Origin of the sequence: Marinomonas sp. PE14-40 (assembly GCF_051623805.1) — a bacterium.
In the GTDB taxonomy this organism is placed as follows: Bacteria; Pseudomonadota; Gammaproteobacteria; order Pseudomonadales; family Marinomonadaceae; genus Marinomonas.
This window is the reverse complement of record NZ_CP130700.1, coordinates 3,670,905-3,693,978: the sequence shown is the minus strand read 5'-3', so window position 1 is coordinate 3,693,978 and position 23,074 is coordinate 3,670,905. Positions and strand designations below refer to the sequence as shown.

Genomic DNA, 23,074 nt, shown 5'->3' with positions numbered 1-23,074 from the left:
AATGTTTATTAAAGAGTTTGAATGTCAAAATTTAACTCTTGTAAAACATCCTTGTTATTGGGTGAGCTAATGACAGCCACACTCTCGTTTTCTTTTATCAAATAAGTTTTCGCGACTTCTTTTAGCTGCGCTATGCTAACTTTCAGAATGTCTGACCTAAAGGCTTCTCTTTGCTCTTTGGTACGCTTATGCAGCGCTAAGAAATAATCACCTTGGGCTTCACCTGCTGGCGAGCCAGGTTTATCCATAGAACCAATCACACCTAGCACAGCTTCTTCTAACGCAAGGTCAGAGTGCTCTTCATTCAGCAACCACTCAATTGAAGCGTCAAAGTCATTCAGGGTCTCAACTAAACGAGGGTCTCTATAGCTATAGAATTTAAATGCACCTGAAGTAGGATCAAAACTTGCACCGCCACCATAAGCACCACCTTGCTCACGAATCACTCTATGTAAGAAGCCATTACGTAAGAAGCCACCCAATACAGTAAGAGGAGCGATGTGCGGATGTATACCTGACACAGTCGCAAAAGATTTGGCGCAGAAATTAACTTGTGAAGCCGTTAACCAAGCAACTTTTTGATTTTCGTCTACTGCAGGTAACGAGAAGTTTTGCTCACATTTTCCCGCATCAATACCTTGCCAATTTGCTTGAAGAGAGGTTAACAAATCAGTTTCATGCTGAGCTTCAGCCACCAGCAGCAACTGCTTTGAAGACGCTAATAATTTTGCATGAATCGCAGTAAATACATCCATCATAGCTTGGACATTTGCTTCATCATTCAATGAGTCATCTAGCGCTTTTAAGGCACGAATGCCAGTCATACCACCCCAAGCTTCTTGCTGCATGTTAAAACCGCTAGCACCACTTGAAGCCGCCATCATGGCAAAAGAATGACCTTGGCCCGTAATAGATTGTTCTCGGCGAGCACGACGCTGAGCAACAAGTTCGCGTAAGCGAGGCAGTTCATCAAAGCGAGGCGCTAAGAAAGTTTGTTTTAAGATATCACTCATATCTGAAAACTTATTAACCAATGCTTTACTTGATAGCACAAAGTAAGCTGCCACTTGCTGCTTATCATCCAATAGAGGACGAATAGAGTTTGAAGCGCCAATGCCGCCACACACTTGTGCTTGTGCTTCTTGTACAGCAAGGTAATTTTGTTCACCAGAACCGAGTTCTGCCAGGGCATAAGAGAAGAGCGGCAACAAGTCTCGTTCTTGCTCAGTCAATTCTGGTAGGTCTATAACCAATTGTTCGTAGACAAGACCATTTGTACCCTGTGGATAAAAAGTAACAGGGATATTGGCTGAGATCTTTTTACTTTCATAACTTGGCAATTCGGCTGGCACATCTTCTAAACCGACTTTTGGCAAGATGCTCATGTCATCTTCTTGAGATTGCCTTGCTTGAAGCGCCAAGCTCAAATCAATCACATCTTGTTTATCCTGCTCACTCAAAGACGCTTTGATTAAAGCAAGACGATCTAATTCAGCTTGATTACGACGCCCTTCTAATTCAGTATCTGGGCTTAACGTCAGGGTGACCCTATGCGCATTGCTTAACAATAGGTCTTTGATTAATTGACCAATATAACCTGGAGTTTGTATACGCTCACGCAATTCACGAATCACAGGCTCTACATCTAGCTGAGCAATAACGTCGCCTTCATGTACCGCGGTCGAAAGACCTGACAAGATGATTTGCAAACCATAAGGGTAGCTGTCTCCGCCAATTTCACGCTGATGCAATTCTAATTGATGTAACATGGCTTCAACCATCTCTTGAGCAACACCTTCTTCGGCTATTTGCTCAAGTGTCTCTAATACTAGTTTTTCAACCTTAGCATTATCTTCTTTACGTACACCTTCAAGGCCACACATAAAGCTCATTTCTTTATTACTATCTTCCAAACCACAAAGCGGAGAAGGCGCATTACCTAGATCCGTATTTTCTAAGGCACGGCGCAAAGGTGAAGCGCTGTTATCTAGCAAGACATTAGATAAAAGCTCAGCCTCATACTGTTGGCTTAAATCGGTACTTTCACCCAGCAACCAACCTACAACCACATGGCTAGCATCTTCCTTCGCTTCATCAGCGGCATAACCTTCTTCAACCCGAATCGGTGAGAAGTAGCGTTTAGCATTCTCCACGCTAACTTTTTGATCTAAACGTTCAAAACGAGATAGCACCTTATCTTCGAATTCAGCTTGTAATTCAGCGGCTGGTAGGTCACCAAACGTCATAAAGACAGCATTGGTAGGATGATAGTGAGTACGGTAAAAACTTAACAGATCATCATAAGACAGATCAGGAATATCAGTTGGCTCACCACCAGAGTTAAAGTGATAAGTATTATTTGGGAAAAGGTATTTTGTCAGAGTTTGCCAAAGCACTGAGTTAGTTGAGCTCATGGCACCCTTCATTTCGTTAAACACCACACCTTTAAACGTTAGGTCAGACTCAGGGTTTTCCATTTCCGCAAACTCAAGACGGTGTCCTTCTTGAGAGAAGTCCAGTTTATCTAGACGTGAGAAGAAGACAGCATCAAGATAAACATCAAGTAGGTTTTTAAAGTCTTTTTTGTTTTTGCTGGCAAAAGGATATGCCGTCCAATCAGATGAAGTAAACGCATTCATAAAGGTATTTAATGAACGACGAATCATCATGAAGAAAGGGTCACGAACAGGGAAACGTTCAGAACCACAAAGCGCGGTATGTTCTAGGATATGAGCCACACCACGAGAATCTGTTGGTACGGTTTTCAGGCCTACTAGAAAAACGTTTTCATCATTATCAGAGGCAATATGGAAATGCTTGGCACCGGTAACCTTGTGCTCAAATTCAATCACTTCAACATTTAATGCATCGATAAACTCTTTACGCACTTGGGTAAACGCTGGGTGATGCGCTGTATGTGTTGTCATTATCTACCTCTGAATTGAAAAAGACTAAATATGGTTGGCATGAATGTAAGTGCCACCATCTATATGAAAATTAAATCCGTTAACTTCTTGTGGTCTAAGCAAATTGCCAAGATTATAGCAAAAATGTCGTATTTACTGCACGAACAAAGACAGGCTTAGAATAAAACAGGTGAAATAACAGGAGAAATTACCAGATAACGACACTGATAAGTTAAGAATTAACGCTTTTGGTGTTGCTCCCAAGCTTCAAGACGAGCTTTTTCGCTTTTTTTAAAGAGTATATAAACCGCACCTAAGCCACCATGGTACTGTTGGGCCGTATGAAACGCCATGACATCATCCATTTCCTTAAGCCACTTATTAATATAACTCTTAATGGTTGCCTGATTATCAGGGGTGCGATCGCCCTTACCGTGAACTAAAATAGCCACTCGAATGTCATTACGCATGCAGTCGCCAACAAATTGATACACCAACTCTCGCGCTTGATTCACCGTTCTTCTATGTAAATCTAAACGGGACTCTATGCCATATTTACCCTGACGCAAACGCTTAAAAACCCCTTCTTGCACGCCATCTTTTTTGTAGGCAAGGACATCATTTATATCCACTTTTTCGACATAATCAGCAGATAAGTGATTGCTGTCTTTTTCAGGCGCTATCATGGCTGCTTTTTTGCGCTCGCTAAAGTCTACACTTGGCCCTTTTTTACCAAGATACACTTCGTCTTTTCGCATTTTTTTTATACCCGCAACTTCTTCCGCGAACAATGAAAAATCATCTTCTTCCACAACAACCTCAACCACTACCAAGATAACAATGAACTTTAATTTCAGTTCATTGCCGCTTTAAACACTGCCTTCTCAAACGCTTATATACAAGTATACAAGCCAGATAGAAGCGGAATTGTAGCGCTTTTTTAAAATTTACACGATGCATAAGCTCACCCAATTATTTTAAAACCTAACGGATTGATTAAGAAAGCAAAATTAAATAAGTCATCAAACAGCGCTTGACACCGGCAAGAGATAAAATATATTTTAAATATATTCTATAAATATAAATAAAATTGGTACTTACTATGAGCTATTGCCTCAACCTTCCGGCAGACTATAAATCCGACTTACCCTGCTTTGGTGACTATGATGTGGTTGTCACTGGAGCAGGCCCCGCAGGTATCGCATCAGCAGTCACTGCTGCTGAGCTAGACCTTAAAGTACTTATCATAGAGCGCTTGGGCTTTTGCGGCGGCGCAGCTGTCGCAGGCTTATCAGGCACTGTCTGTGGTTTATATAAATCCGTTGAGAACCCAAGTCAGGCGAAACCAGAGCAACTTGTATTTGGTTTTGCTGGACGCTTTTGTGATGCCTTATATGCCGCAGGCGGTTTAACTGAACCTCAAATTTACGGAAAAACCTGGGTTGCGACTCATGATTGCGCTAAATATAAAAAAGTCGCAACAGACATGCTACGCCAACCCAATATCACAGTGCTTTACCATACTCAGGTAGTCGATGTGATCGCTGCAGAAAACGCGGTCACTGGCCTAGCCCTCCACACCAAGTCTGGCTTTACCTCTGTTACAGCAAAACGCTTTATCGATGCCAGTGGCGATGCCGACCTAGTATTCAAGCTAGGCCAGAAGACTCGTAAAGGCCAAAACGGCATCATTCAGAATCCGACTATGATGTTTAAAGTCGGTAATGTGGATATGGAAACTTACCTAAACTATTGGGGTGAAAACACCATTTCACCGCCGAAAGTCGTTAGCATGTTAGAAGCTGAAGATGACCTATTACGCAAAAAAGTTTGGCTGTTCCCTACCGTTAATCCAGGCGAGCTACTCGTTAACGCGACCAAAATTACAGGTTTTGATAAACGTGCTTTAGATGTCACGAATCCGGTTGACCATACGGAAGCCGAGCAATTCTCAATTTATCAAGCTGAAGCTTTTTTCAATTTTATGAAGGAAAACGTGCCTGGCTGTGAAAACAGCTATTTTATTGATTACGCCACCGAAGTTGGTGTTCGCCAAACCCGTTCAATCGATGGCGTTAAGACCTTAACTAATAACGATGTTGTCTCAGGAACAAAATTCTCAGATGGCATGGTTAAAAGTGCTTGGCCGATTGAACTGCATTATGGCGACAAGCCAAGAACTGAATGGTTAGTGAATGACTACTATGAAGTTCCCTTTCATACCTTAGTGCCTAAAGAAGGCAAAAACCTCATTGTTGCGGGTCGCTGTTTAAGCAGTGAACACGAAGCACTAGCAAGCTGTCGTGTCACAGCTCAATGCTTTGAATATGGAAAAGCAGCAGCCCTAGCTGCACATATATCGATTAAGGAAACGCTTGATTTTCAAGCGATCGATGGTAACCGAATTGCCCAATTGATGCAGAAAGCTTAAAGCTTTTCATTCAAGTCAGGGTAACCATTAAATAATAACAATATGTTGGATAAAATATGAGCGTGTCTTCACAAAACCTCGGGGCATCAAACACCCGAAACCAAACAGCGAGCGTTGAAACAGATCGTAGAATGCAGGTCATTAGCTTGATGATCATTGCGGCGATGGCATTACCCATCATACTTTTCCCTGAGTCTGCAAAGACGACAATCAATGCGCTTTTTAAATGGATGACAAATAGCTTTGATTTTGCCTTTCTTGGTATCGGTCTTGGCGCGCTTATCTTCTTATTAACGCTAGCTTTCTCTCGTCATGGCAATATCAAACTAAGTGCTGATAAAAATGCAGAGGCGGAGTTTTCTAAAGGCGCATGGGGAGCCATGGTTTTCCTAGCGGGTATTGCATCTGGTTTATTGCTTTGGGGTGGCACCGAGTGGGGTTACCACTATGCTTGGACACCTTTTGGGATCGAAGCTAAAACGACTGAAATGTACACAGTGGCACAGGGTTACGGCATCTTCCATTGGGGTCCGACTGCATGGGCGCTTTATTGTGTGCCAACCATCGCTATTTCTTACATTTATTATGTGCGTCAAAAGCATATATATAAGGTAAGTGAGTCTTGTCGTGGAGCTTTAGGCGGTCTAGTTGACGGGCCACTTGGCACTATCATCAATTATACTTTTATCTTTGGCGTGCTAGGTGCAGCAGCAACATCTTTAGGCCTTGGAACACCTATGATAAGTAATGCACTAGCAGAAGTATTAGGTGTGAATGCAGGCATTTATATGGATATGTCTGTCATCCTTATCTGTACCGCAATTTTCTCTGTTAGTAGCGGTCTTGGGCTTTCTCAAGGTATTAAACGCCTCAGCACCTTCTCAACATTATTAACACTTGCCATTGTTGCTTATGTCTTTGTTGTCGGTCCGACAAAATTCATCCTAGGTTTAGGCATGGACTCTCTAGGATATATGGTTGAAAACTATATTAAGATGAGTACATGGACTGATAGCGTAGAGAAAAGCGGTTTCCCTCAAGCTTGGACTGTTTTCTATTGGGCTTGGTGGGTTGCCTACGCGCCATTTATGGGGATGTTTGTCACCCGCATTTCTCGTGGCCGTACTATCCGTGAAGTTATCTTTGGCATGCTAGTTTACGGTTCGGCTGGTTGTGCTATTTTCTACATAGTACTAGGTGGATATGGTATTAACCTACAAATGGAAGGCATATTACCTATGTCTGAATTGGTCAATACAAAAGGCGTTGCTGTTGCCATTATTGAACTCTTTAAAACCTTACCAGCGAGTGGCTTAGTCCTTATTGCTCTAGCGGCTTCTGGCATAGTACTACTTGCGACAACCTTTGACTCAGCTGCTTACGTGATGGCATGTGCAACAACAAAAGAGTTAGGCGAAGGTCAAGAACCAGAACGCTCTAATCGACTATTTTGGTGTTTCGCCATTGCAATTCTTCCACTTACTTTAATGTTCCTTGGCGGACTAAAAAGTATGCAAACAGCATCTGTTCTTGTCGGCCTACCTGTCATGGTGATCTTAGTACTTATGATGATCACCACCAGCAAATACATCAAAGAGGATAATGCTTAATATGTCTGTGCCTATTGTGAAAAAAGTTGAGCTTTTCGCAGTAGGCCCGAATGGAAAGAAGATCAGCTGGTCTTCTTTCCTTGGGCCTATGAGTGAAGCAATGATACTAACCCGCCTTACGTTTGATAATGGTCTAGAAGGTATTGCTGGTCTTACGACTTACACTGAGCATGAGTTCGACCAAACCGCATTTCATAGTGCGTCCTTGATGTCACCTTTTATTCTGGGTCGTCATCTAGATGAAATTCCTGAAATCCATCAAGATATGCAAGCTAAGTATGTACCACTCAAGCATATTTCCAGCTCCTTATTTGATATTGCATTACATGATGCAAAAGCCAAATCGTTAGGTTTGCCTATCTACAAGATGCTAGGGGCGGAGCAAGAAAAAATTCGCGCTTATGCATCAAGCCCTGTATTTGACACCATTGAAGCTTACTTAAATTATTGCAATGAAATGCTAGAGCAAGGTTTTAACGCAATTAAGATACATCCGCCTTGTGTCTACCAAACAGATAGAGCACTAGTAGAAGCCCTACAAGCTGAGTTTGGCAGTAGGCAAATTGGTTGGAGCCTTGATGTTGATGCCAATTACAGCCTAGAAGAAGCCATTAAAATGGGGCAACTGCTTGATGAATATGAGTGGGAGTTCTTCGAAGAACCCCTGCCTGATTCAGACTTTACAGGTTACCAGATGTTGGTTTCACGCCTTAATTTGGATGTTATCAGCGGCGGTAATAGCCTCCCTCACCCTTCACTGATTGAGTATGGTTTGAAACAAGGTTGCTGGGACAGAAGCCGTTTCGATGTCACCAGTATTGGCGGTTTTACTAGTGCCAATAAAGTGATGCAATTTACCAAAGCGCAAAACCGACTTGCTGAAGTACAGTCATGGGGTTACACCCTTACCCAAGCCGCTAACCTTCATATTATGCTAGCCCATGATAACTGCCATTATTTTGAACAAGCAGCGCCCTATGAGAAATACGAATTTGGGGCTAAGCAGGTATTTAGACCTGATGCAGACGGCTACATTCAAGCCCCAACAGCAGCAGGCTTAGGGGTTGAGTTAGATTGGGAGCAAATTGAGCCTTTTATCTATCAATCCAAAGTATTCGAGCTCTAGGTTAAACCCATGCTAAATCGTATCGAGAAAATTGACGTTTTTTGTCTACAGGACCCTCAAGCGGACTTTGTTCGCTTTGAGGGTAGTTACCAAAATGTTGTGGTTGTTGTTACCGCAGATAATGGCATGTACGGCATAGGTGAGAGTGACTCACCACCACAAATGATTAAAGCACTCATTGAAGCACCGAGTTATAACCATTTATCTCAAGGCCTAGCCTCATTGTTAATTGGTGAAACCTTAGATGACCCTAAACGTCTTTGGCAAAAAATGTATCAAGGGAGTTATTGGCATGGTCGTAACGGCGCGGTCATTCACGCCATCAGTGCACTTGATATTGCTATTTGGGATCTATTTTCCCAGATAAATAAAGCACCTTTACATCATTACTTTGGCGAACTTAAACATACAAAGTTACCTGCTTACGCCACCATTTACCCTTTAGCGGATACCGAAGACGGCATCAAAGCTCAAATCATGCCCTTGTTAGAAAGCGGTATGAAACGCATTAAAATTTGTGTTGAGCCTTGGTGGAGTGACTTTGATAAAACCCTATCCAACCTAAATTATCTAAGGCATCTAGTTGGCCGAAATATAGAGTTAATGCTGGATGTGGCACTAGAATTCGATTCGCTAGCACAATTAAAACCCTTTCTTAGCACCTTAGAGGCTTTGGATTTTAAATGGATAGAAGCACCATTTAATTTAGAAAATCTTGAAGATCATATTGCCTTAAAACAGCTTACTCATATTCCGATAGGCGTAGGCGATTTGGGCATGACAACCTGTAAAGAATTTCTACCCTACTTAAATGAAGAAGCATTTGATATTGCACAACCGGATATCACCCTATTTGGTGGAGTCAGTGAAGTTATCAAGCTAAGAGACTTAATTAGTAAACATAACAAACGCATAGTGCCACATGCCTATAATACTGACATTACAATTGCAGTGAATAGCCACTTTTTGTCGACCCAAATAAAACAGGAAGCACTTGAATATTCCACCAGCCCATCCCTATTACGCCAACGCCTCATCGAAAATCCTTATAGCATTGATCAGGATGGCATGGTTACAATAGAGGCAGAACAAGATGGCCTTGGCATTAAGCTGAACTGGGATATTATTCGATCATGCACAATCCGTTAGAGAAAAAAACGAAAGCAGAAGTTGCCGCTGAAAAGCTAGAAGAAGCAATTGTTGATTGCCTTATTGAACCGGGTTCTGTCATGACAGAAACCGAAATCAGTGAGTTTCTCAACTTAGGTCGCACACCAGTGCGTGAAGCCTTGATGAAACTAGCCAATGAAAACCTAGTGCGCTTATCCCGCGCAGGCGTGGTGATTCCTGAGCTTAATCCTATGACTATGCTCAAACTGCTGGAGCCAAGATCTCTAATTGAAAGTCTATGTATTGATAAAGCCATAGATAGAATGAACGAAGCTGACAAAAGAGAAGTTGAAAAAGTCATCGTGACCCTAAGCCAGCTTGATGCCGAAGACAGAAATAGCTTTATGGATGTCTTACGTCAAATGCATCATATCTTGGCCCAATCCTCTAAAAATGAATTTATTCTAGCCTCGATCAAAACCACCCAAGCACTCTCAAGACGCTTTTGGTGCTACTACGCCACAGCCAAAGACCAAGCCTACTGTACTGACCTTTACATCAGGCAGATGAACGCCTTGCTTATCTCTGATAAAGACACGGCCTTAAATGCATCGGCGGAATTAATTAGCTACCTACAGGACTTTACCAAAGCGCAGTTAGAAGCCTTCAAGTCCACTCATTAATTGATAGAACTTAGCCTACAGACTCAATCTCACCAAGATAATTCACGGAGAAGAATATGACCCAACAGCAAACCGCCGACGAGTTTCTCATCTGGCTAAAAGGGCAAATCCCTCTTATTAATCATATGGGCTTTGGTGATCTTGTTTATGATGGTCAGTCACTTCAAATGCCAGCTGCATTAGCACCTAATGTGAATGATAAAGGCACCGGCTTTGGTGGCTCACTTTCTACCGTGGCCACTCTATGTGGTTGGGGGTTAGTTACTCTCTACTTACGTGAACAAGGTCGAGATTGTGACGTCATGATCCGAGATAGCCAGATCAACTACCTCGCCCCTATCACAGATGATTTTTATGCCGAGACTTGCCTGCCAAACGAAACAGAGTTAACAACCTTTATGTCCTACCTCGATAACAAAGGCCGTGGCCGCCTCAATCTAGAAATCGAGGTCAAACAAGGTGATCAAGTTGCCATGACACTGAAAGGGGCTTACGTGGCTGTAGAGCGAAAACCTGATTAGCTGGACTCTACTTATCCCCTTTAAGCATTCGAAATACGTCAACCTGCTTACTAAATACCCAGGTACAAAAAAGCCCCGCTAATTTAGCGAGGCTTCTTCAAATCTAAATTCAGATAACACATTCCTTAGAATGACTTTCTAGAAAAACTCTCTAGAAAGGGATGTCATCATCAAAATCATCAAAGCTTGGAGCCGCTGGCTTAGGTGCTGGCGCAGCTGGGCGTTGTTGAGCCTGTTGCTGTGGCGCACGCTGTTGAGGCGCAGCTTGCTGTTGATTTTGCTGTGGAGCCGCTTGTTGTGGTTGCTGGCCCCAGCTACCAAAAGATTGCGGCTGAGCTTGTTGTTGCTGCGGCGCTTGCTGTTGGAAACCATTATTTTGAGGCTGTTGGTTTTGCTGCGGTGCTTGTTGTTGCGGTGCACGCTGTTGGAAACCATTATTTTGTTGAGGCGCTTGTTGCTGAGGTGCTTGCTGGAAGCCACCTTGGTTCCCCATATTGTTCATTGCTGGCGCTTGCTGCTGTTGACCACCAAAACCACCGTTTTGTGCATTGTTGTCAAAACCACCTTGGCCAGCTTGATCGCCACGACCATCTAGCAATTGCATTTCGTTAGCAATGATTTCTGTGGTGTAACGTTTAATGCCGTCTTTTTCCCACTCACGTGTACGAAGAGAACCTTCAACATACACTTTAGAACCTTTCTTGATGTAGTCACCGGCAATTTGACCTAGGCGGAAGTTACCACGGTCCATAAAAGAAACACGGTGCCACTCAGTACGCTCTTGCATTTGACCTGTTGTCTTGTCTCTCCAGCTTTCTGTTGTCGCTAGGCTGACATTTGCAACCGCGCCACCAGAAGGCATATAACGTACTTCTGCATCATTGCCCGCATTACCGATCAAGATGACTTTATTTATTCCACGTGCCATGACGTTCTCCAAGTTTTCCTATTCGTTTAGCGTTTTATGCACTTGCTGTTTGAAGCAAATGGACGCCAAATTCGTTTTTTCTAAATTCGTTTTCGGCCAAGGCCAATTATGTGCCCTAGTTTACACTGAAACAGTGGGTGCTAGCTGCAGTAATTTATCTTTATCTAAGAGTTTTTTATCAACCTTGAGATAAGCGGTTTTTTCGTCGCTAAAGATTTGCATATCTTCTACCCCATCCACATCAGATAAGTCATTGGCGAGCTTATCTATTTGAGCAAGGTCTAGATGCTGTAAGCTAAATGCAAGGCTGGTTAGGTGACGTGTTGGTGCTTGTCTCGTCGCAAGGAAGGTCCAAACAAACATAATCGCAGCCACAGTAATAAAGAGTGTTTGGCTAGAATAGTTTTGCAATATCCAGCCGCCACCAATACCGCCAACAAAAGCCCCTAAAAATTGGTGAGTTGAGAAAATGCCCATGGCTGTGCCTCGAAAGCCCACAGGGGAAACTTTACTGACTAAAGAAGGCAAGGTGGCTTCTAAGGTATTAAAACCAACAAAATAGAGCCAAAGGGTAATAGCAAACAAACTAACAGAAGAGCTAAAGCCCATCAATAAGGTACCAAATGCCAACATAAGAATGGCATAACTAACCACCTGCTTCATTTTACCTTTCGCTTCGGCCACTATCACCATAGGCAACATACCAACAAAGGCTAGCCCCATGACGACAAGATACAACCAGCTGTGATCTGCTAGTGCTAAATCAAACTTAGTTAGCAACAAGCTAGGGATACTCACAAAGAGAGCCGTTAGGCTGGCATGTAGTATAAAGATACTCATATTCATAAAGCGTAGAGGCTTATTAGCAAAGACTTGCGTGAGTGCTTGCAATGAGGGTGTCGTATCTCGCTTAAAGGTATGTTGTTTTACATTAGGGACAGCGAACAGGATTAACCCCATGCCAATCACAGAGAAAGCCAAAGACAAATAAAACAAACCAGCCAAACCTATCATGGAGAATAGCCAAGGGCCCATTACCAGTGACAACATAAAAGAAACACCAATACTAATACCGACAGTTGCCATAGCCTTAGTACGGTTTTGTTCACGGGTGACATCACTTAATAACGCCATTAGCGTGCTAGCAATCGCTCCAGCACCTTGAATTGCTCGCCCGACAATGAGACTGGTCATGCTATCGGCATTGGCACAGATTAAACTACCTAAAGCAAAAATCGTGAGACCGATTAAGATAATAGGCTTTCGCCCTATTTTGTCTGACATCATCCCCATAGGAATCTGTAACAAGGCTTGAGTTAATCCATATACCCCAATCGCGGCACCTATTAGTGCGGCATTAGCGCCGCTTAAGTCGTCCGCAGCAATGCTGATAATGGGCATAATAAGAAACAAGCCCAGCATTCTAAACAGGTATACGCTGGCCAGAGCCAGGACAGATCGACGCTCAAGTGCATCCATAAATAGGGAGACCAAACAAAATTAATGACAAAGGTTGGCAATTTTACAAAAAATACCGTTGAAGCTCCATTTGAACTACTGTAAAAATAGACAGTAATTTAAGATGAGTAGTAGATTAGTTGATAATATTCACTCTTTTACGACCTGTGTGATGCGCAAGCTCTGTTTTTAGCCTCACCCATCTCTCTAACATTCGCACTTTTGAGCATAATAGGCACAAGATTAATGGATACCATTACTATACGTGGGGCACGTACTCATAATCTCAAAAATATTGATTTAGATATTCCTCGCGACAAACTCGTTGTGATTACCGGCTTATCTGGTTCAGGTAAATCATCTCTGGCATTTGATACTTTATATGCTGAAGGGCAGCGTCGCTATGTAGAGTCTTTATCAACTTATGCGAGGCAATTCCTCTCTATGATGGAGAAACCCGATATTGATCATATCGAAGGGTTGTCCCCAGCCATTTCTATTGAGCAAAAGTCCACCTCTCATAACCCTCGCTCCACTGTGGGTACCATTACTGAGATCTATGACTATCTTCGCTTATTATTTGCTCGTGCAGGCCAACCGCGCTGTCCTGAACATGGTGAGCCATTAGAAGCTCAAACCATTTCTCAGATGGTTGATAAGGTTATCTCACTTCCAGAAGACAGCAAGATGATGCTGTTAGCACCGATTGTAAAAGATAGAAAAGGTGAGCACTTACACACTATTAGTGATTTACTATCAAAAGGCTTTATTCGTGCCCGTATTGATGGCCTAGTGGTAGATCTAGACGATGCTCCTGCCCTAGAAAAGAACAAGAAACACACGATCGAAGTTGTCATTGATAGATTTAAAGTGCGTCCAGATCTACAGCTGCGTTTAGCGGAATCTTTTGAGACATGCTTAGCTTTATCCGATGGTATCGCTATGGCAGTGAACATGGATGACGAAAAAGATGTGCATATCTTTTCTAGCAAATTCGCCTGCCCAGTTTGTGGATATAGTTTAACTGAGCTTGAACCAAGGCTCTTTTCTTTCAATAACCCTAATGGCGCCTGCGGTACTTGTGATGGTTTAGGAACTCACCAGTTGTTTGACCCTGAGCTCATCATAGTCGATGACTCTCTGACATTAGCTGAAGGGGCTATCCGTGGCTGGGGCCGAAGAAGTATCTTCTACTTCCAGCAACTTAACGCCTTAGCAGATCATTATGGTTTTGATATTGAGCTTGCTTATAAAGACATTCCAGACAAGTTTAAGAAACTGATTTTACAAGGCTCGGGTAAAGAGGAGATGTCATTTACATACATTAATGACAGAGGCGATAAGATCAGCCGCTCACATCCTTTTGAAGGGGTTCTACCAAACCTAAAACGCCGTTATCACGAAACTGAATCAGACAGTGTTCGACAAGATCTAACTCAATATATCAGTGTACAGGCTTGCCCTGATTGTAAGGGTACTCGCCTTAATAAGGCAGCACGTAATGTCTTTATTGAAGAGCAGACCCTCCCAGAAATTACGGTTATGCCTGTGGCAGCTTGCTTAGAGTATTTTGAGAACTTGCAGCTTGCCGGCGCAAAAGGCGAAATCGCGAGTAAGATTTTAAAAGAAATACGTGACAGGCTTACCTTCTTGGTTAACGTCGGTTTGGATTACCTTACTCTAGACCGTAAAGCGGACTCTCTGTCTGGGGGTGAAGCGCAAAGAATACGACTAGCAAGCCAAATCGGTGCGGGACTTGTTGGTGTCATGTACATCTTAGACGAACCCTCCATTGGATTACACCAAAGGGACAATGAACGCCTTATTGCCACCTTAACTCGCTTAAGAGATTTAGGTAATACTGTGATAGTGGTTGAACACGACGAAGATGCGATTAGAGTCGCTGACTTTGTGGTTGATATCGGTCCAGGTGCGGGTGTTCATGGTGGACAAGTCATCGCGCACGGTACACCACAAGATATCATGGACAATGAGAACTCTATTACAGGTAAGTATCTAAATGGTACTTTAGGAATAGATCTTCCTGCTATTCGTCTTCCCGCAAAAAACAATGAGTACCTTGAACTAACAGAAGCCAGCGGTAACAACTTGAGAAATGTTAACCTCAGGATACCAGCAGGCGTCATGACCTGTGTAACAGGTGTTTCTGGATCGGGCAAGTCAACTCTAATCAACAGCACCCTATATCCATTAGCGGCAACAGCGTTAAACGGTGCAACAACACTTAAAGCCTCTCCTTATGGAGAAGTGAAAGGTTTAGACCTATTTGATAAGTGTGTGGATATAGACCAGAGTCCTATTGGTAGAACACCAAGATCAAATCCTGCGACTTACACTGGCATCTTTACGCCAATGCGAGAACTATTCTCAGCCACGCAAGAAGCAAGGTCACGAGGCTATAAGCCAGGTCGCTTTAGTTTCAATGTGAAAGGCGGCCGTTGTGAAGCTTGCCAAGGTGATGGTGTTATTAAAGTAGAGATGCACTTCTTGCCAGATGTTTATGTGCCTTGTGATGTCTGTAAGGGTAAACGCTATAACCGTGAAACCTTAGAGATTAAATACAAGGATAAGAACATTCATGAATGTCTAGAAATGACAGTAGAAGATGCGAGAGGCTTCTTTGACGCTATTCCATCGATTGCTCGTAAACTTCAGACACTGATCGATGTGGGGCTAGGTTATATTCGCCTAGGACAAGCGGCAACCACGCTTTCTGGTGGTGAAGCTCAGAGGGTTAAGCTTTCTAAAGAGCTTTCTAAGCGAGATACAGGTAAGACCTTATACATCTTAGATGAGCCAACAACAGGCTTGCACTTTGAAGATATCAAACAGCTATTGAAGGTTCTGCATAGGCTGCGTGACCACGGCAATACCATAGTGGTTATCGAGCATAACTTAGATGTGATTAAAACGGCAGATTGGATTGTTGATCTCGGCCCAGAAGGCGGTAGCGGTGGTGGTTATATCATTGCAGAAGGAACACCAGAAGCGGTTGCTATGGAGAAAAAATCTCATACCGCTAGATTCTTGAAACCTTTGTTAAAGATGGACTAAAGAATCTAGGCAATTAAAAGGCCTCCTTCGGGAGGTTTTTTTATGCCTTAAGAAAAGAACATACACAAAAAGTGAAAATCTGAATTTAGAGGTTAGACAAAATTTAAAGCAAAAAAAACCGGACTAAAAAGTCCGGTTTTTCATGTTACATACTCGGCTTATTCAGCTGAGTCTGCCGCTTCGTCAGCAACTGGTCTGTCGACCAATTCAACGTAAGCCATTGGTGCATTGTCACCAGCGCGGAAACCACATTTTAGGATGCGGATGTATCCACCTGGACGAGCTTGGTAACGAGGACCAAGTTCGCCAAACAATTTACCTACAGCAGCTTTGTCACGTGTACGTGCAAAGGCTAAACGGCGGTTCGCAACGGAGTCAACTTTAGCCATTGTGATCAATGGTTCAGCAACTCGACGAAGTTCTTTGGCTTTCGGCAACGTAGTTTTAATAACTTCGTGCTCAAATAAAGAAGCAGCCATATTTTTGAACATCGCTTTACGATGCGAGCTAGTACGGTTTAAGTGACGACCACTCTTACGATGACGCATTTTAAATTCCTTACCGAACTACGGTGGTCAGGGAACAATGACCTAGCGAGCTAGTACCTTGCTGTCGTCTTTCAAACTAGCCGGTGGCCAATTTTCCAAACGCATTCCCAAAGACAAACCACGCTGTGCTAAAACATCTTTAATTTCAGTCAACGATTTTTTACCTAGGTTAGGCGTCTTAAGAAGCTCAACCTCGGTACGTTGAATCAAATCACCGATGTAATAAATGTTCTCTGCTTTCAAACAGTTAGCACTGCGAACGGTCAACTCAAGATCATCAACCGGGCGTAGTAATATTGGATCAATCTCATCTTCTTCTTCTTCAACAACTTGCTCGCTTTCGCTCTCAAGAGCAACAAACACAGCAATCTGTTGTTGTAAGATAGTAGCCGCGCGACGGATAGCTTCTTCCGGATCGATAGTACCGTTAGACTCGATGTCAATGACAAGCTTGTCTAGGTCAGTACGTTGCTCTACACGAGCATTATCGACGCTGTAAGAAACACGACGCACAGGGCTGAATGAGGCATCCAGTTGCAAGCGACCGATAGGACGAGTCTCATCATCACTTGCAATACGAGCATCAGCAGGCTCATAACCACAACCACGAGCGACTTTGATCTGCATATTAAGTTCTGCAGTATCATCTAAGTGCGCAATTACGTGATCAGGATTCGAGATCTCAGCATCTGCAACTAGCTGAATATCTCCAGCCGTTACAACACCAGGTCCCTTTTTACTTAAAGTAAGAGTTGCTTCATCTTGCCCGTGTAGAGCGATCGCAACTCCTTTAAGGTTAAGAAGAATTTCAATTACATCTTCTTTAACCCCTTCAATGGCGCTGTATTCATGCAATACACCGTCGATTTCTACTTCAACAATTGCACAACCAGGCATTGAAGATAAAAGAATACGGCGTAACGCATTACCTAAAGTATGTCCAAAACCACGTTCAAGCGGTTGAAGAGTAACTTTAGAGCGAGTTTTGCCTGCTTCTTGTACTTCAATGTTGCGTGGGGTTAACAATTCGCTCACTGAACGCTGCATAGATCCACCTATATCTAATCCTAATAGCCTGAACTTACTTAGAGTAAAGTTCGACGATTAGGTTCTCATTAATTTCAGCTGATAAATCGCTGCGCTCTGGAGCCGCTTTGAATACAGCTTCCAGTTTAGTCGCATCAGTTTCTACCCAATGAGTAGAAGTGCGATTTTTAGATAGCTCAATTGCATTTTGAATACGCAATTGCTTTTTAGCTTTTTCACGAACAGAAACAACATCACCAGCTTTAACTTGGTAAGATGCAATGTTTACTGTTGCGCCGTTAACTTGAATGCCTTTATGGGCAACAAGTTGACGAGATTCCGCACGTGTCGCACCGAAACCAGCGCGATATACTACGTTATCCAAGCGTGACTCAAGAAGTTGCAGAAGGTTTTCACCAGTTGCACCTTTACCACGAGCCGCATCTTTGTAGTAGTTACGGAATTGCTTTTCTAGTACGCCGTAAGTACGACGAACTTTTTGTTTCTCACGTAATTGTAAGCCGTAATCAGAAAGACGACCGCGACGTGCACCGTGCACACCAGGAACTGTCTCTGCTTTACATTTCGACTCAAGAGCGCGTGAACCGCTCTTCAATTGCAAGTCGGTACCTTCACGACGAGACAACTTACAAGTTGGACCTATATAACGAGCCATGTATCTGTCTCCTCAGTTAAACGCGACGTTTTTTCGGTGGACGGCAACCATTGTGTGGAATTGGCGTCACATCCGTAATGTTATTGATACGCAGACCTAATGCATTCAATGCACGAACTGCGGACTCACGACCAGGACCAGGGCCCTTGATCATAACATCAACGTTCTTCAGACCGAACTCTTGAGCAACAGCACCTGCACGTTCTGCAGCAACCTGTGCAGCGAACGGAGTACTCTTACGTGAACCGCGAAAACCAGAACCACCGGCAGTCGCCCAAGACAAAGCATTGCCTTGACGATCGGTGATAGTCACGATTGTATTGTTAAAAGACGCATGTACATGAGCAACACCGTCGACAACCGTCTTTTTGACTTTTTTCTTGGTATTGCGCGTAGCTGGCTTAGCCATATTGCACTTTCCTGTTTAATGCTCAGCTCTAATTACCTGTAACTAGAGCGAAACGCGTTAAGATTACTTACGAATTGGCTTACGAGGGCCTTTTCGTGTACGAGCGTTCGTTTTGGTACGTTGACCACGAACTGGTAAGCTGCGGCGGTGACGAATCCCGCGGTGGCAACCCATATCCATCAAACGTTTGATAGACATGCTTAGCTCACGGCGAAGGTCACCTTCTACAGTATACTTAGCAACTTCGCCACGTAATTGGTCAAGCACTTCATCGCTTAGAGATCCGATTTTAGCAGACTCTGCGACACCTGTTGACGCGCAAATTGCGCGAGAACGTGTGCGACCAATTCCGAAGATGTAAGTCAGAGAAATGACCGCATGTTTATTGTCAGGAATATTGACACCGGCTATACGAGCCATTCAACTTTACTCCGTTGTTAGGATGATAATTCATCACTTGCTTTCATAAGGGCGGCTGATTATGCCTAACTCTAGGCGAAAAATCAACCACCTTCCCATCATCGAGCGAACTCGACTCTAAATTAACCTTGACGCTGTTTGTGACGAGGCTCAGAGCAGATCACTCGAACTGAACCGTTACGACGAACGATTTTACAGTTACGACAGATTTTCTTTACAGATGCACGTACTTTCATGTTCAACTCCAACCTATGCTTAACGCATTAGGCCATTTGGACCATAACCAGTCAGATTAGACTTTTTCATTAATGACTCATATTGATGACTCATCAGATGACTTTGTATTTGTGTCATAAAATCCATAACTACTACTACTACGATCAGTAACGAAGTACCGCCGAAATAGAAAGGTACGTTCCAGAACACTACAAAGAACTGAGGCATCAGGGACACTAGCGTGATGTATAAAGCACCAAACAGTGTTAATCGAGTCATTACCCCATCAATATATCGAGCGGTATGATCGCCTGGACGAATACCCGGCAAAAACGCACCGGATTTCTTTAAATTATCTGCCACATCTTTAGGGTTGAACACCAATGCTGTGTAAAAGAAGCAAAAGAATACAATTGCTATAGCAAACAACAGCACATATAGAGGTTGCCCTGGTGCTAGAGCCAAAGACATACCTTGAAGCCATTCCATGCCTTCACCTTGACCAAACCATTGGCCAATCGAAGCAGGAAACAACAAGATACTTGAAGCAAATATAGGTGGGATAACACCCGCCATATTCACCTTCAATGGTAGATGACTCTTTTGTGCAGCAAATACTTTTTTGCCTTGCTGACGTTTAGCATAATTAACCGTTATGCGACGTTGACCACGTTCGATGAAAACAACGAATGCGATAGTCGCAATAGCCAAAATGCCGATCAACAATAAGGCAAGGATATTTATATCGCCTTGACGAGCCGATTCGAATGACATACCAAGAGCAGACGGTAATCCAGCAACGATACCTGCGAAGATAAGGATGGAAATACCATTACCTATACCTTTTTCAGTAACTTGCTCACCTAGCCACATAAGGAATACAGTACCGGCAACAAGAGTAATAACTGCAACAGCATAAAACTCTAAACCAGAACTAAATGATATCCCTTGGCTGGCTAGACCAACAGCCATACTGGCTGATTGGACTAACGCAAGAAGGACGGTACCGTAACGGGTATACTGAGTAATCTTACGACGCCCAGCTTCACCTTCCTTCTTAAGCTGCTCTAGCTGCGGGCTAACTACCGTTAACAACTGCATAATAATAGAAGCAGAAATATAGGGCAGAATACCAAGAGCAAAGATACTCATTCGTTCCAATGCCCCACCTGAGAATACGTTAAATAGACTCAGGATTGTGCCTTCATTTTGATCAAATAGTGCTGACAAACGATCTGGGTTAATACCCGGAACTGGTATATGAGCACCTATTCTGTATACAATAATTGCTAAGAATACGAAACGGATACGCGACCAAAGTTCGCTTAAACCGTTTTGCATTCCAGCTGGTAGTGAGCCACGCTTAGCCATCTATTCCTCGATTTTTCCGCCAGCTGCTTCGATAGCTGCACGAGCACCCTTAGTCACTTTAAGACCACGAACGGTAACAGCTTTGTCGATAGAGCCAGACAAGATTACACGTGCAGTTTTAATTTGATGACCAATGATGTCAGCGCCTTTCAAAGAAGCTAAATCTACAACTTCAGCATTAACTGCTGCTAGTTCATTCAAACGAATTTCAGCAACAAATTTAGCTTGACGTGAAGTGAAGCCAAATTTCGGTAGACGTTTCTGTAAAGGCATTTGACCACCTTCAAAACCAGGACGTACTGAACCGCCAGAACGAGACTTAAGACCTTTATGGCCACGTCCGCCTGTTTTGCCTAAGCCGCTACCCATACCACGTCCGCGACGTTTGGCAGTAGGCTTGCTACCTTCGGCAGGTCGAATAGTATTCAAGAACATTTTATTCTCCTACCACTTTAACCATGTAATAAACTTTATTGACCATGCCACGTACAGCTGGAGTATCTTCCAGTACACGACGCTGACCAACTTTACGTAAACCCAAGCCATTAACGCTTGCACGATGTTTCGGAAGACGACCGATCGGGCTACGGGTTAATTCTACTGTGATGGTATTTTTAGCCATTTCACATTACCCCAATATTTGATCGACAGTCATGCCGCGTTTCGCTGCAATCTGTTCAGGAGAGTTCATATCTTGCAAACCTTTGATGGTTGCACGAACAACGTTTACTGGATTTGTAGAGCCGTAGCACTTAGCCAATACGTTGTGTACACCAGCGATTTCAAGAACCGCACGCATCGCACCACCGGCAATTACGCCAGTACCTTGAGATGCAGGTTGCATGTAAACTTTAGATGCGCCATGTACAGCTTTAACAGGATACTGAAGAGTATCACCGTTCAACTGAACAGAAACCATGTTACGACGAGCTTGCTCCATCGCTTTCTGGATTGCTTGAGGCACTTCACGCGCTTTACCGCGACCAAAGCCTACTTTACCATTTCCATCACCAACCACTGTTAAAGCTGTGAAAGAGAAGATACGACCACCCTTAACAACTTTTGCAACACGGTTGACTTGTACTAGCTTCTCTTGGAGGTCGCTAGTTTGTTGATCATTAACTGCCATTTGCTACCCCTTAGAACTCTAGACCGGCTTCACGGGCTGCGTCAGCTAAAGCTTGAACGCGACCATGGTATTTGAAACCAGAGCGATCGAAAGCGACCGCAGTGACACCTGCTTCTTTTGCACGTTCAGCAATCAAAGCACCGACTTTAGCAGCCGCATCCTTGTTACCAGTTGCAGAAGAGCGAAGGCTTTCGTCCAAGGTAGATGCGCTAGCTAGCACCTGGCTACCAGAAGCCGAAATAACTTGAGCATACATGTGACGCGGTGTGCGATGAACAGAAAGACGATTCGCACCCAACTCACGAATATGCAAACGTGCGCGTTGTGCGCGACGAATTCGAGATTGTTTTTTAGTGTTCATGATGTCTACCTATTTCTTCTTAGCTTCTTTGCGACGAACATGCTCATCAGCGTAACGAACACCCTTACCTTTATAAGGCTCAGGAGGACGGAAACCGCGGATTTCTGCAGCCACTTGGCCTACAGCTTGCTTGTCGACGCCTGAGATTACAACTTCAGTCTGTCCGTTAACAACAGCACTGATACCTTCTGGTAGGTCATATTCTACAGGGTGAGAGAAACCAAGAGTTAAGTTAAGTACAGTACCTTTAACGGCAGCACGGTAACCAACACCTTGAAGCAATAATTTTTTCTCGAAACCTTGGCTAACACCAACAACCATGTTGTTGACCAAAGAACGAGTAGTACCTGCTAGAGCACGGCTTTGCTTTGCACCATCACGAGGGGCAAAAGTAATAACCTGATCATTAACAGATAGTTCAACGCTTTGATGCGCATTCAACTCTAAAGAACCTTTACCACCTTTAACAACAAGGTTTTGGCCTTTAAGAGTTACATCTACACCAGCAGGAAGCGTCACGGGACTTTTAGCAACACGAGACATACTAACTCCTAGAATACAGTGCAGATTACTTCGCCACCGATGCCTGCAGCACGTGCAGCACGATCGGTCATCACACCTTTAGAGGTAGAGATGATAGCAACGCCAAGACCAGCTTCTACTTTTGGTAGATCAACTGATGACTTGTATTGACGAAGACTTGGGCGAGAAGCGCGTTTAATTTCTTCGATTACCGGCTTACCTTCGAAATACTTAAGTTCGATAGTAAGAGTCGGTTTTGTTTCTTCAGTCACAGCGAAGTCGGTTACATAACCTTCTTCACGTAGAACAGAAGCAACAGATACCTTCATTTTTGATGAAGGCATGCTGACAGATGTCTTAGACGCCATCTGTGCATTACGAATACGTGTAAACATATCCGCAAGTGTATCTTGCATACTCATTGAAGAGCTCCTAATTAAAAACCATTGTGCAGCAAATAGAGCTCGCGCATAGTACACAGCAGCAGACAGAATGTCCAGAACTAATCCGGACACCCCACCCACTGCCGTGTATTATGATCGTGATCT

General features: G+C 43.5%; 24 protein-coding genes. 7 read left to right on the top strand and 17 right to left on the bottom strand.

Annotated elements, in window-relative coordinates; all coding sequences use genetic code 11:
- Positions 1 to 8 precede the first annotated feature (8 nt).
- Positions 9 to 2,927 (bottom strand): insulinase family protein, encoded by a 2,919-nt coding sequence (locus Q0A08_RS17130; protein ID WP_438462697.1) that lies wholly within the window; start codon positions 2,925 to 2,927, stop codon positions 9 to 11.
- A 218-nt stretch (positions 2,928 to 3,145) separates the two neighbouring features.
- On the bottom strand, positions 3,146 to 3,718 hold the full coding sequence (gene smrA, locus Q0A08_RS17125; protein ID WP_438462696.1) for a DNA endonuclease SmrA: 573 nt from the start codon (positions 3,716 to 3,718) through the stop codon (positions 3,146 to 3,148).
- Positions 3,719 to 4,008: 290 nt separating this feature from the next.
- Between smrA and Q0A08_RS17120 the strand changes: the two genes are divergently transcribed.
- The 6 genes from Q0A08_RS17120 to Q0A08_RS17095 are packed head-to-tail and all read left to right on the top strand — an operon-like array spanning position 4,009 to position 10,387.
- Complete coding sequence (locus Q0A08_RS17120) at positions 4,009 to 5,337, top strand: FAD-dependent oxidoreductase (protein ID WP_438462695.1); 1,329 nt, start codon at positions 4,009 to 4,011, stop codon at positions 5,335 to 5,337.
- 56 nt (positions 5,338 to 5,393) lie between these two features.
- A complete protein-coding gene (locus Q0A08_RS17115) occupies positions 5,394 to 6,947 on the top strand; it encodes a BCCT family transporter (protein ID WP_438462694.1) in 1,554 nt (517 codons plus the stop codon).
- Between the two features lies 1 nt (position 6,948).
- The gene (locus tag Q0A08_RS17110) at positions 6,949 to 8,073 is read left to right on the top strand and encodes a mandelate racemase/muconate lactonizing enzyme family protein (protein WP_438462693.1); all 1,125 of its coding nucleotides are present in this window, start codon (positions 6,949 to 6,951) and stop codon (positions 8,071 to 8,073) included.
- Positions 8,074 to 8,082: 9 nt separating this feature from the next.
- Complete coding sequence (locus tag Q0A08_RS17105) at positions 8,083 to 9,222, top strand: mandelate racemase/muconate lactonizing enzyme family protein (RefSeq protein WP_438462692.1); 1,140 nt, start codon at positions 8,083 to 8,085, stop codon at positions 9,220 to 9,222.
- Positions 9,207 to 9,866 carry a GntR family transcriptional regulator gene (locus Q0A08_RS17100; protein ID WP_438462691.1) on the top strand — a complete coding sequence of 220 codons (660 nt, stop codon included), beginning with the start codon at positions 9,207 to 9,209 and terminating at the stop codon, positions 9,864 to 9,866. The genes Q0A08_RS17105 and Q0A08_RS17100 overlap by 16 nt, the downstream gene beginning before the upstream one ends.
- Before the next feature lie 56 nt (positions 9,867 to 9,922).
- Positions 9,923 to 10,387 (top strand): YiiD C-terminal domain-containing protein, encoded by a 465-nt coding sequence (locus Q0A08_RS17095; RefSeq protein WP_438462690.1) that lies wholly within the window; start codon positions 9,923 to 9,925, stop codon positions 10,385 to 10,387.
- Between the two features lie 151 nt (positions 10,388 to 10,538).
- Here the strand turns inward: Q0A08_RS17095 and ssb are convergent, their stop codons facing one another.
- Together ssb and Q0A08_RS17085 are read right to left on the bottom strand one after the other, a co-directional pair.
- A complete protein-coding gene (gene ssb / locus Q0A08_RS17090) occupies positions 10,539 to 11,315 on the bottom strand; it encodes a single-stranded DNA-binding protein (RefSeq protein ID WP_046019609.1) in 777 nt (258 codons plus the stop codon).
- Between the two features lie 120 nt (positions 11,316 to 11,435).
- Positions 11,436 to 12,794 (bottom strand): MFS transporter, encoded by a 1,359-nt coding sequence (locus Q0A08_RS17085; RefSeq protein WP_438462689.1) that lies wholly within the window; start codon positions 12,792 to 12,794, stop codon positions 11,436 to 11,438.
- A 225-nt stretch (positions 12,795 to 13,019) separates the two neighbouring features.
- Between Q0A08_RS17085 and uvrA the strand changes: the two genes are divergently transcribed.
- Complete coding sequence (gene uvrA, locus Q0A08_RS17080) at positions 13,020 to 15,848, top strand: excinuclease ABC subunit UvrA (RefSeq protein ID WP_438462688.1); 2,829 nt, start codon at positions 13,020 to 13,022, stop codon at positions 15,846 to 15,848.
- Positions 15,849 to 16,006: 158 nt separating this feature from the next.
- On the opposite strand, the gene rplQ is transcribed toward uvrA, so the two are convergent.
- From rplQ to rpsH, 13 genes are all read right to left on the bottom strand, one after another.
- Positions 16,007 to 16,396 carry a 50S ribosomal protein L17 gene (gene rplQ / locus Q0A08_RS17075; RefSeq protein ID WP_009836287.1) on the bottom strand — a complete coding sequence of 130 codons (390 nt, stop codon included), beginning with the start codon at positions 16,394 to 16,396 and terminating at the stop codon, positions 16,007 to 16,009.
- A 42-nt stretch (positions 16,397 to 16,438) separates the two neighbouring features.
- A complete protein-coding gene (locus Q0A08_RS17070) occupies positions 16,439 to 17,443 on the bottom strand; it encodes a DNA-directed RNA polymerase subunit alpha (RefSeq protein WP_009836288.1) in 1,005 nt (334 codons plus the stop codon).
- 34 nt (positions 17,444 to 17,477) lie between these two features.
- Entirely contained in the window at positions 17,478 to 18,098 is a 621-nt protein-coding gene (rpsD, locus tag Q0A08_RS17065) for a 30S ribosomal protein S4 (protein WP_438462687.1), read from the bottom strand.
- Between the two features lie 16 nt (positions 18,099 to 18,114).
- Positions 18,115 to 18,507, bottom strand: a complete 393-nt coding sequence (gene rpsK / locus Q0A08_RS17060) for a 30S ribosomal protein S11 (RefSeq protein WP_009836290.1) — start codon at positions 18,505 to 18,507, stop codon at positions 18,115 to 18,117.
- Positions 18,508 to 18,570: 63 nt separating this feature from the next.
- The gene (gene rpsM / locus Q0A08_RS17055; RefSeq protein WP_009836291.1) at positions 18,571 to 18,927 is read right to left on the bottom strand and encodes a 30S ribosomal protein S13; all 357 of its coding nucleotides are present in this window, start codon (positions 18,925 to 18,927) and stop codon (positions 18,571 to 18,573) included.
- Positions 18,928 to 19,049: 122 nt separating this feature from the next.
- Entirely contained in the window at positions 19,050 to 19,163 is a 114-nt protein-coding gene (gene rpmJ / locus Q0A08_RS17050) for a 50S ribosomal protein L36 (RefSeq protein ID WP_055462823.1), read from the bottom strand.
- A 19-nt stretch (positions 19,164 to 19,182) separates the two neighbouring features.
- On the bottom strand, positions 19,183 to 20,514 hold the full coding sequence (gene secY, locus Q0A08_RS17045; protein WP_438462686.1) for a preprotein translocase subunit SecY: 1,332 nt from the start codon (positions 20,512 to 20,514) through the stop codon (positions 19,183 to 19,185).
- Positions 20,515 to 20,949 carry a 50S ribosomal protein L15 gene (rplO, locus tag Q0A08_RS17040; protein WP_046019613.1) on the bottom strand — a complete coding sequence of 145 codons (435 nt, stop codon included), beginning with the start codon at positions 20,947 to 20,949 and terminating at the stop codon, positions 20,515 to 20,517.
- Position 20,950: 1 nt separating this feature from the next.
- The gene (gene rpmD, locus Q0A08_RS17035) at positions 20,951 to 21,136 is read right to left on the bottom strand and encodes a 50S ribosomal protein L30 (protein WP_438462685.1); all 186 of its coding nucleotides are present in this window, start codon (positions 21,134 to 21,136) and stop codon (positions 20,951 to 20,953) included.
- Positions 21,137 to 21,142: 6 nt separating this feature from the next.
- On the bottom strand, positions 21,143 to 21,643 hold the full coding sequence (rpsE, locus tag Q0A08_RS17030; protein WP_438462684.1) for a 30S ribosomal protein S5: 501 nt from the start codon (positions 21,641 to 21,643) through the stop codon (positions 21,143 to 21,145).
- Between the two features lie 10 nt (positions 21,644 to 21,653).
- On the bottom strand, positions 21,654 to 22,004 hold the full coding sequence (rplR, locus tag Q0A08_RS17025) for a 50S ribosomal protein L18 (protein WP_046019616.1): 351 nt from the start codon (positions 22,002 to 22,004) through the stop codon (positions 21,654 to 21,656).
- A gap of 9 nt (positions 22,005 to 22,013) precedes the next feature.
- Positions 22,014 to 22,547: a 50S ribosomal protein L6 gene (gene rplF / locus Q0A08_RS17020; protein ID WP_438462683.1), complete on the bottom strand. Its 534-nt coding sequence runs from the start codon at positions 22,545 to 22,547 to the stop codon at positions 22,014 to 22,016.
- Between the two features lie 8 nt (positions 22,548 to 22,555).
- A complete protein-coding gene (gene rpsH / locus Q0A08_RS17015; protein WP_036180589.1) occupies positions 22,556 to 22,948 on the bottom strand; it encodes a 30S ribosomal protein S8 in 393 nt (130 codons plus the stop codon).
- Positions 22,949 to 23,074 lie beyond the last annotated feature (126 nt).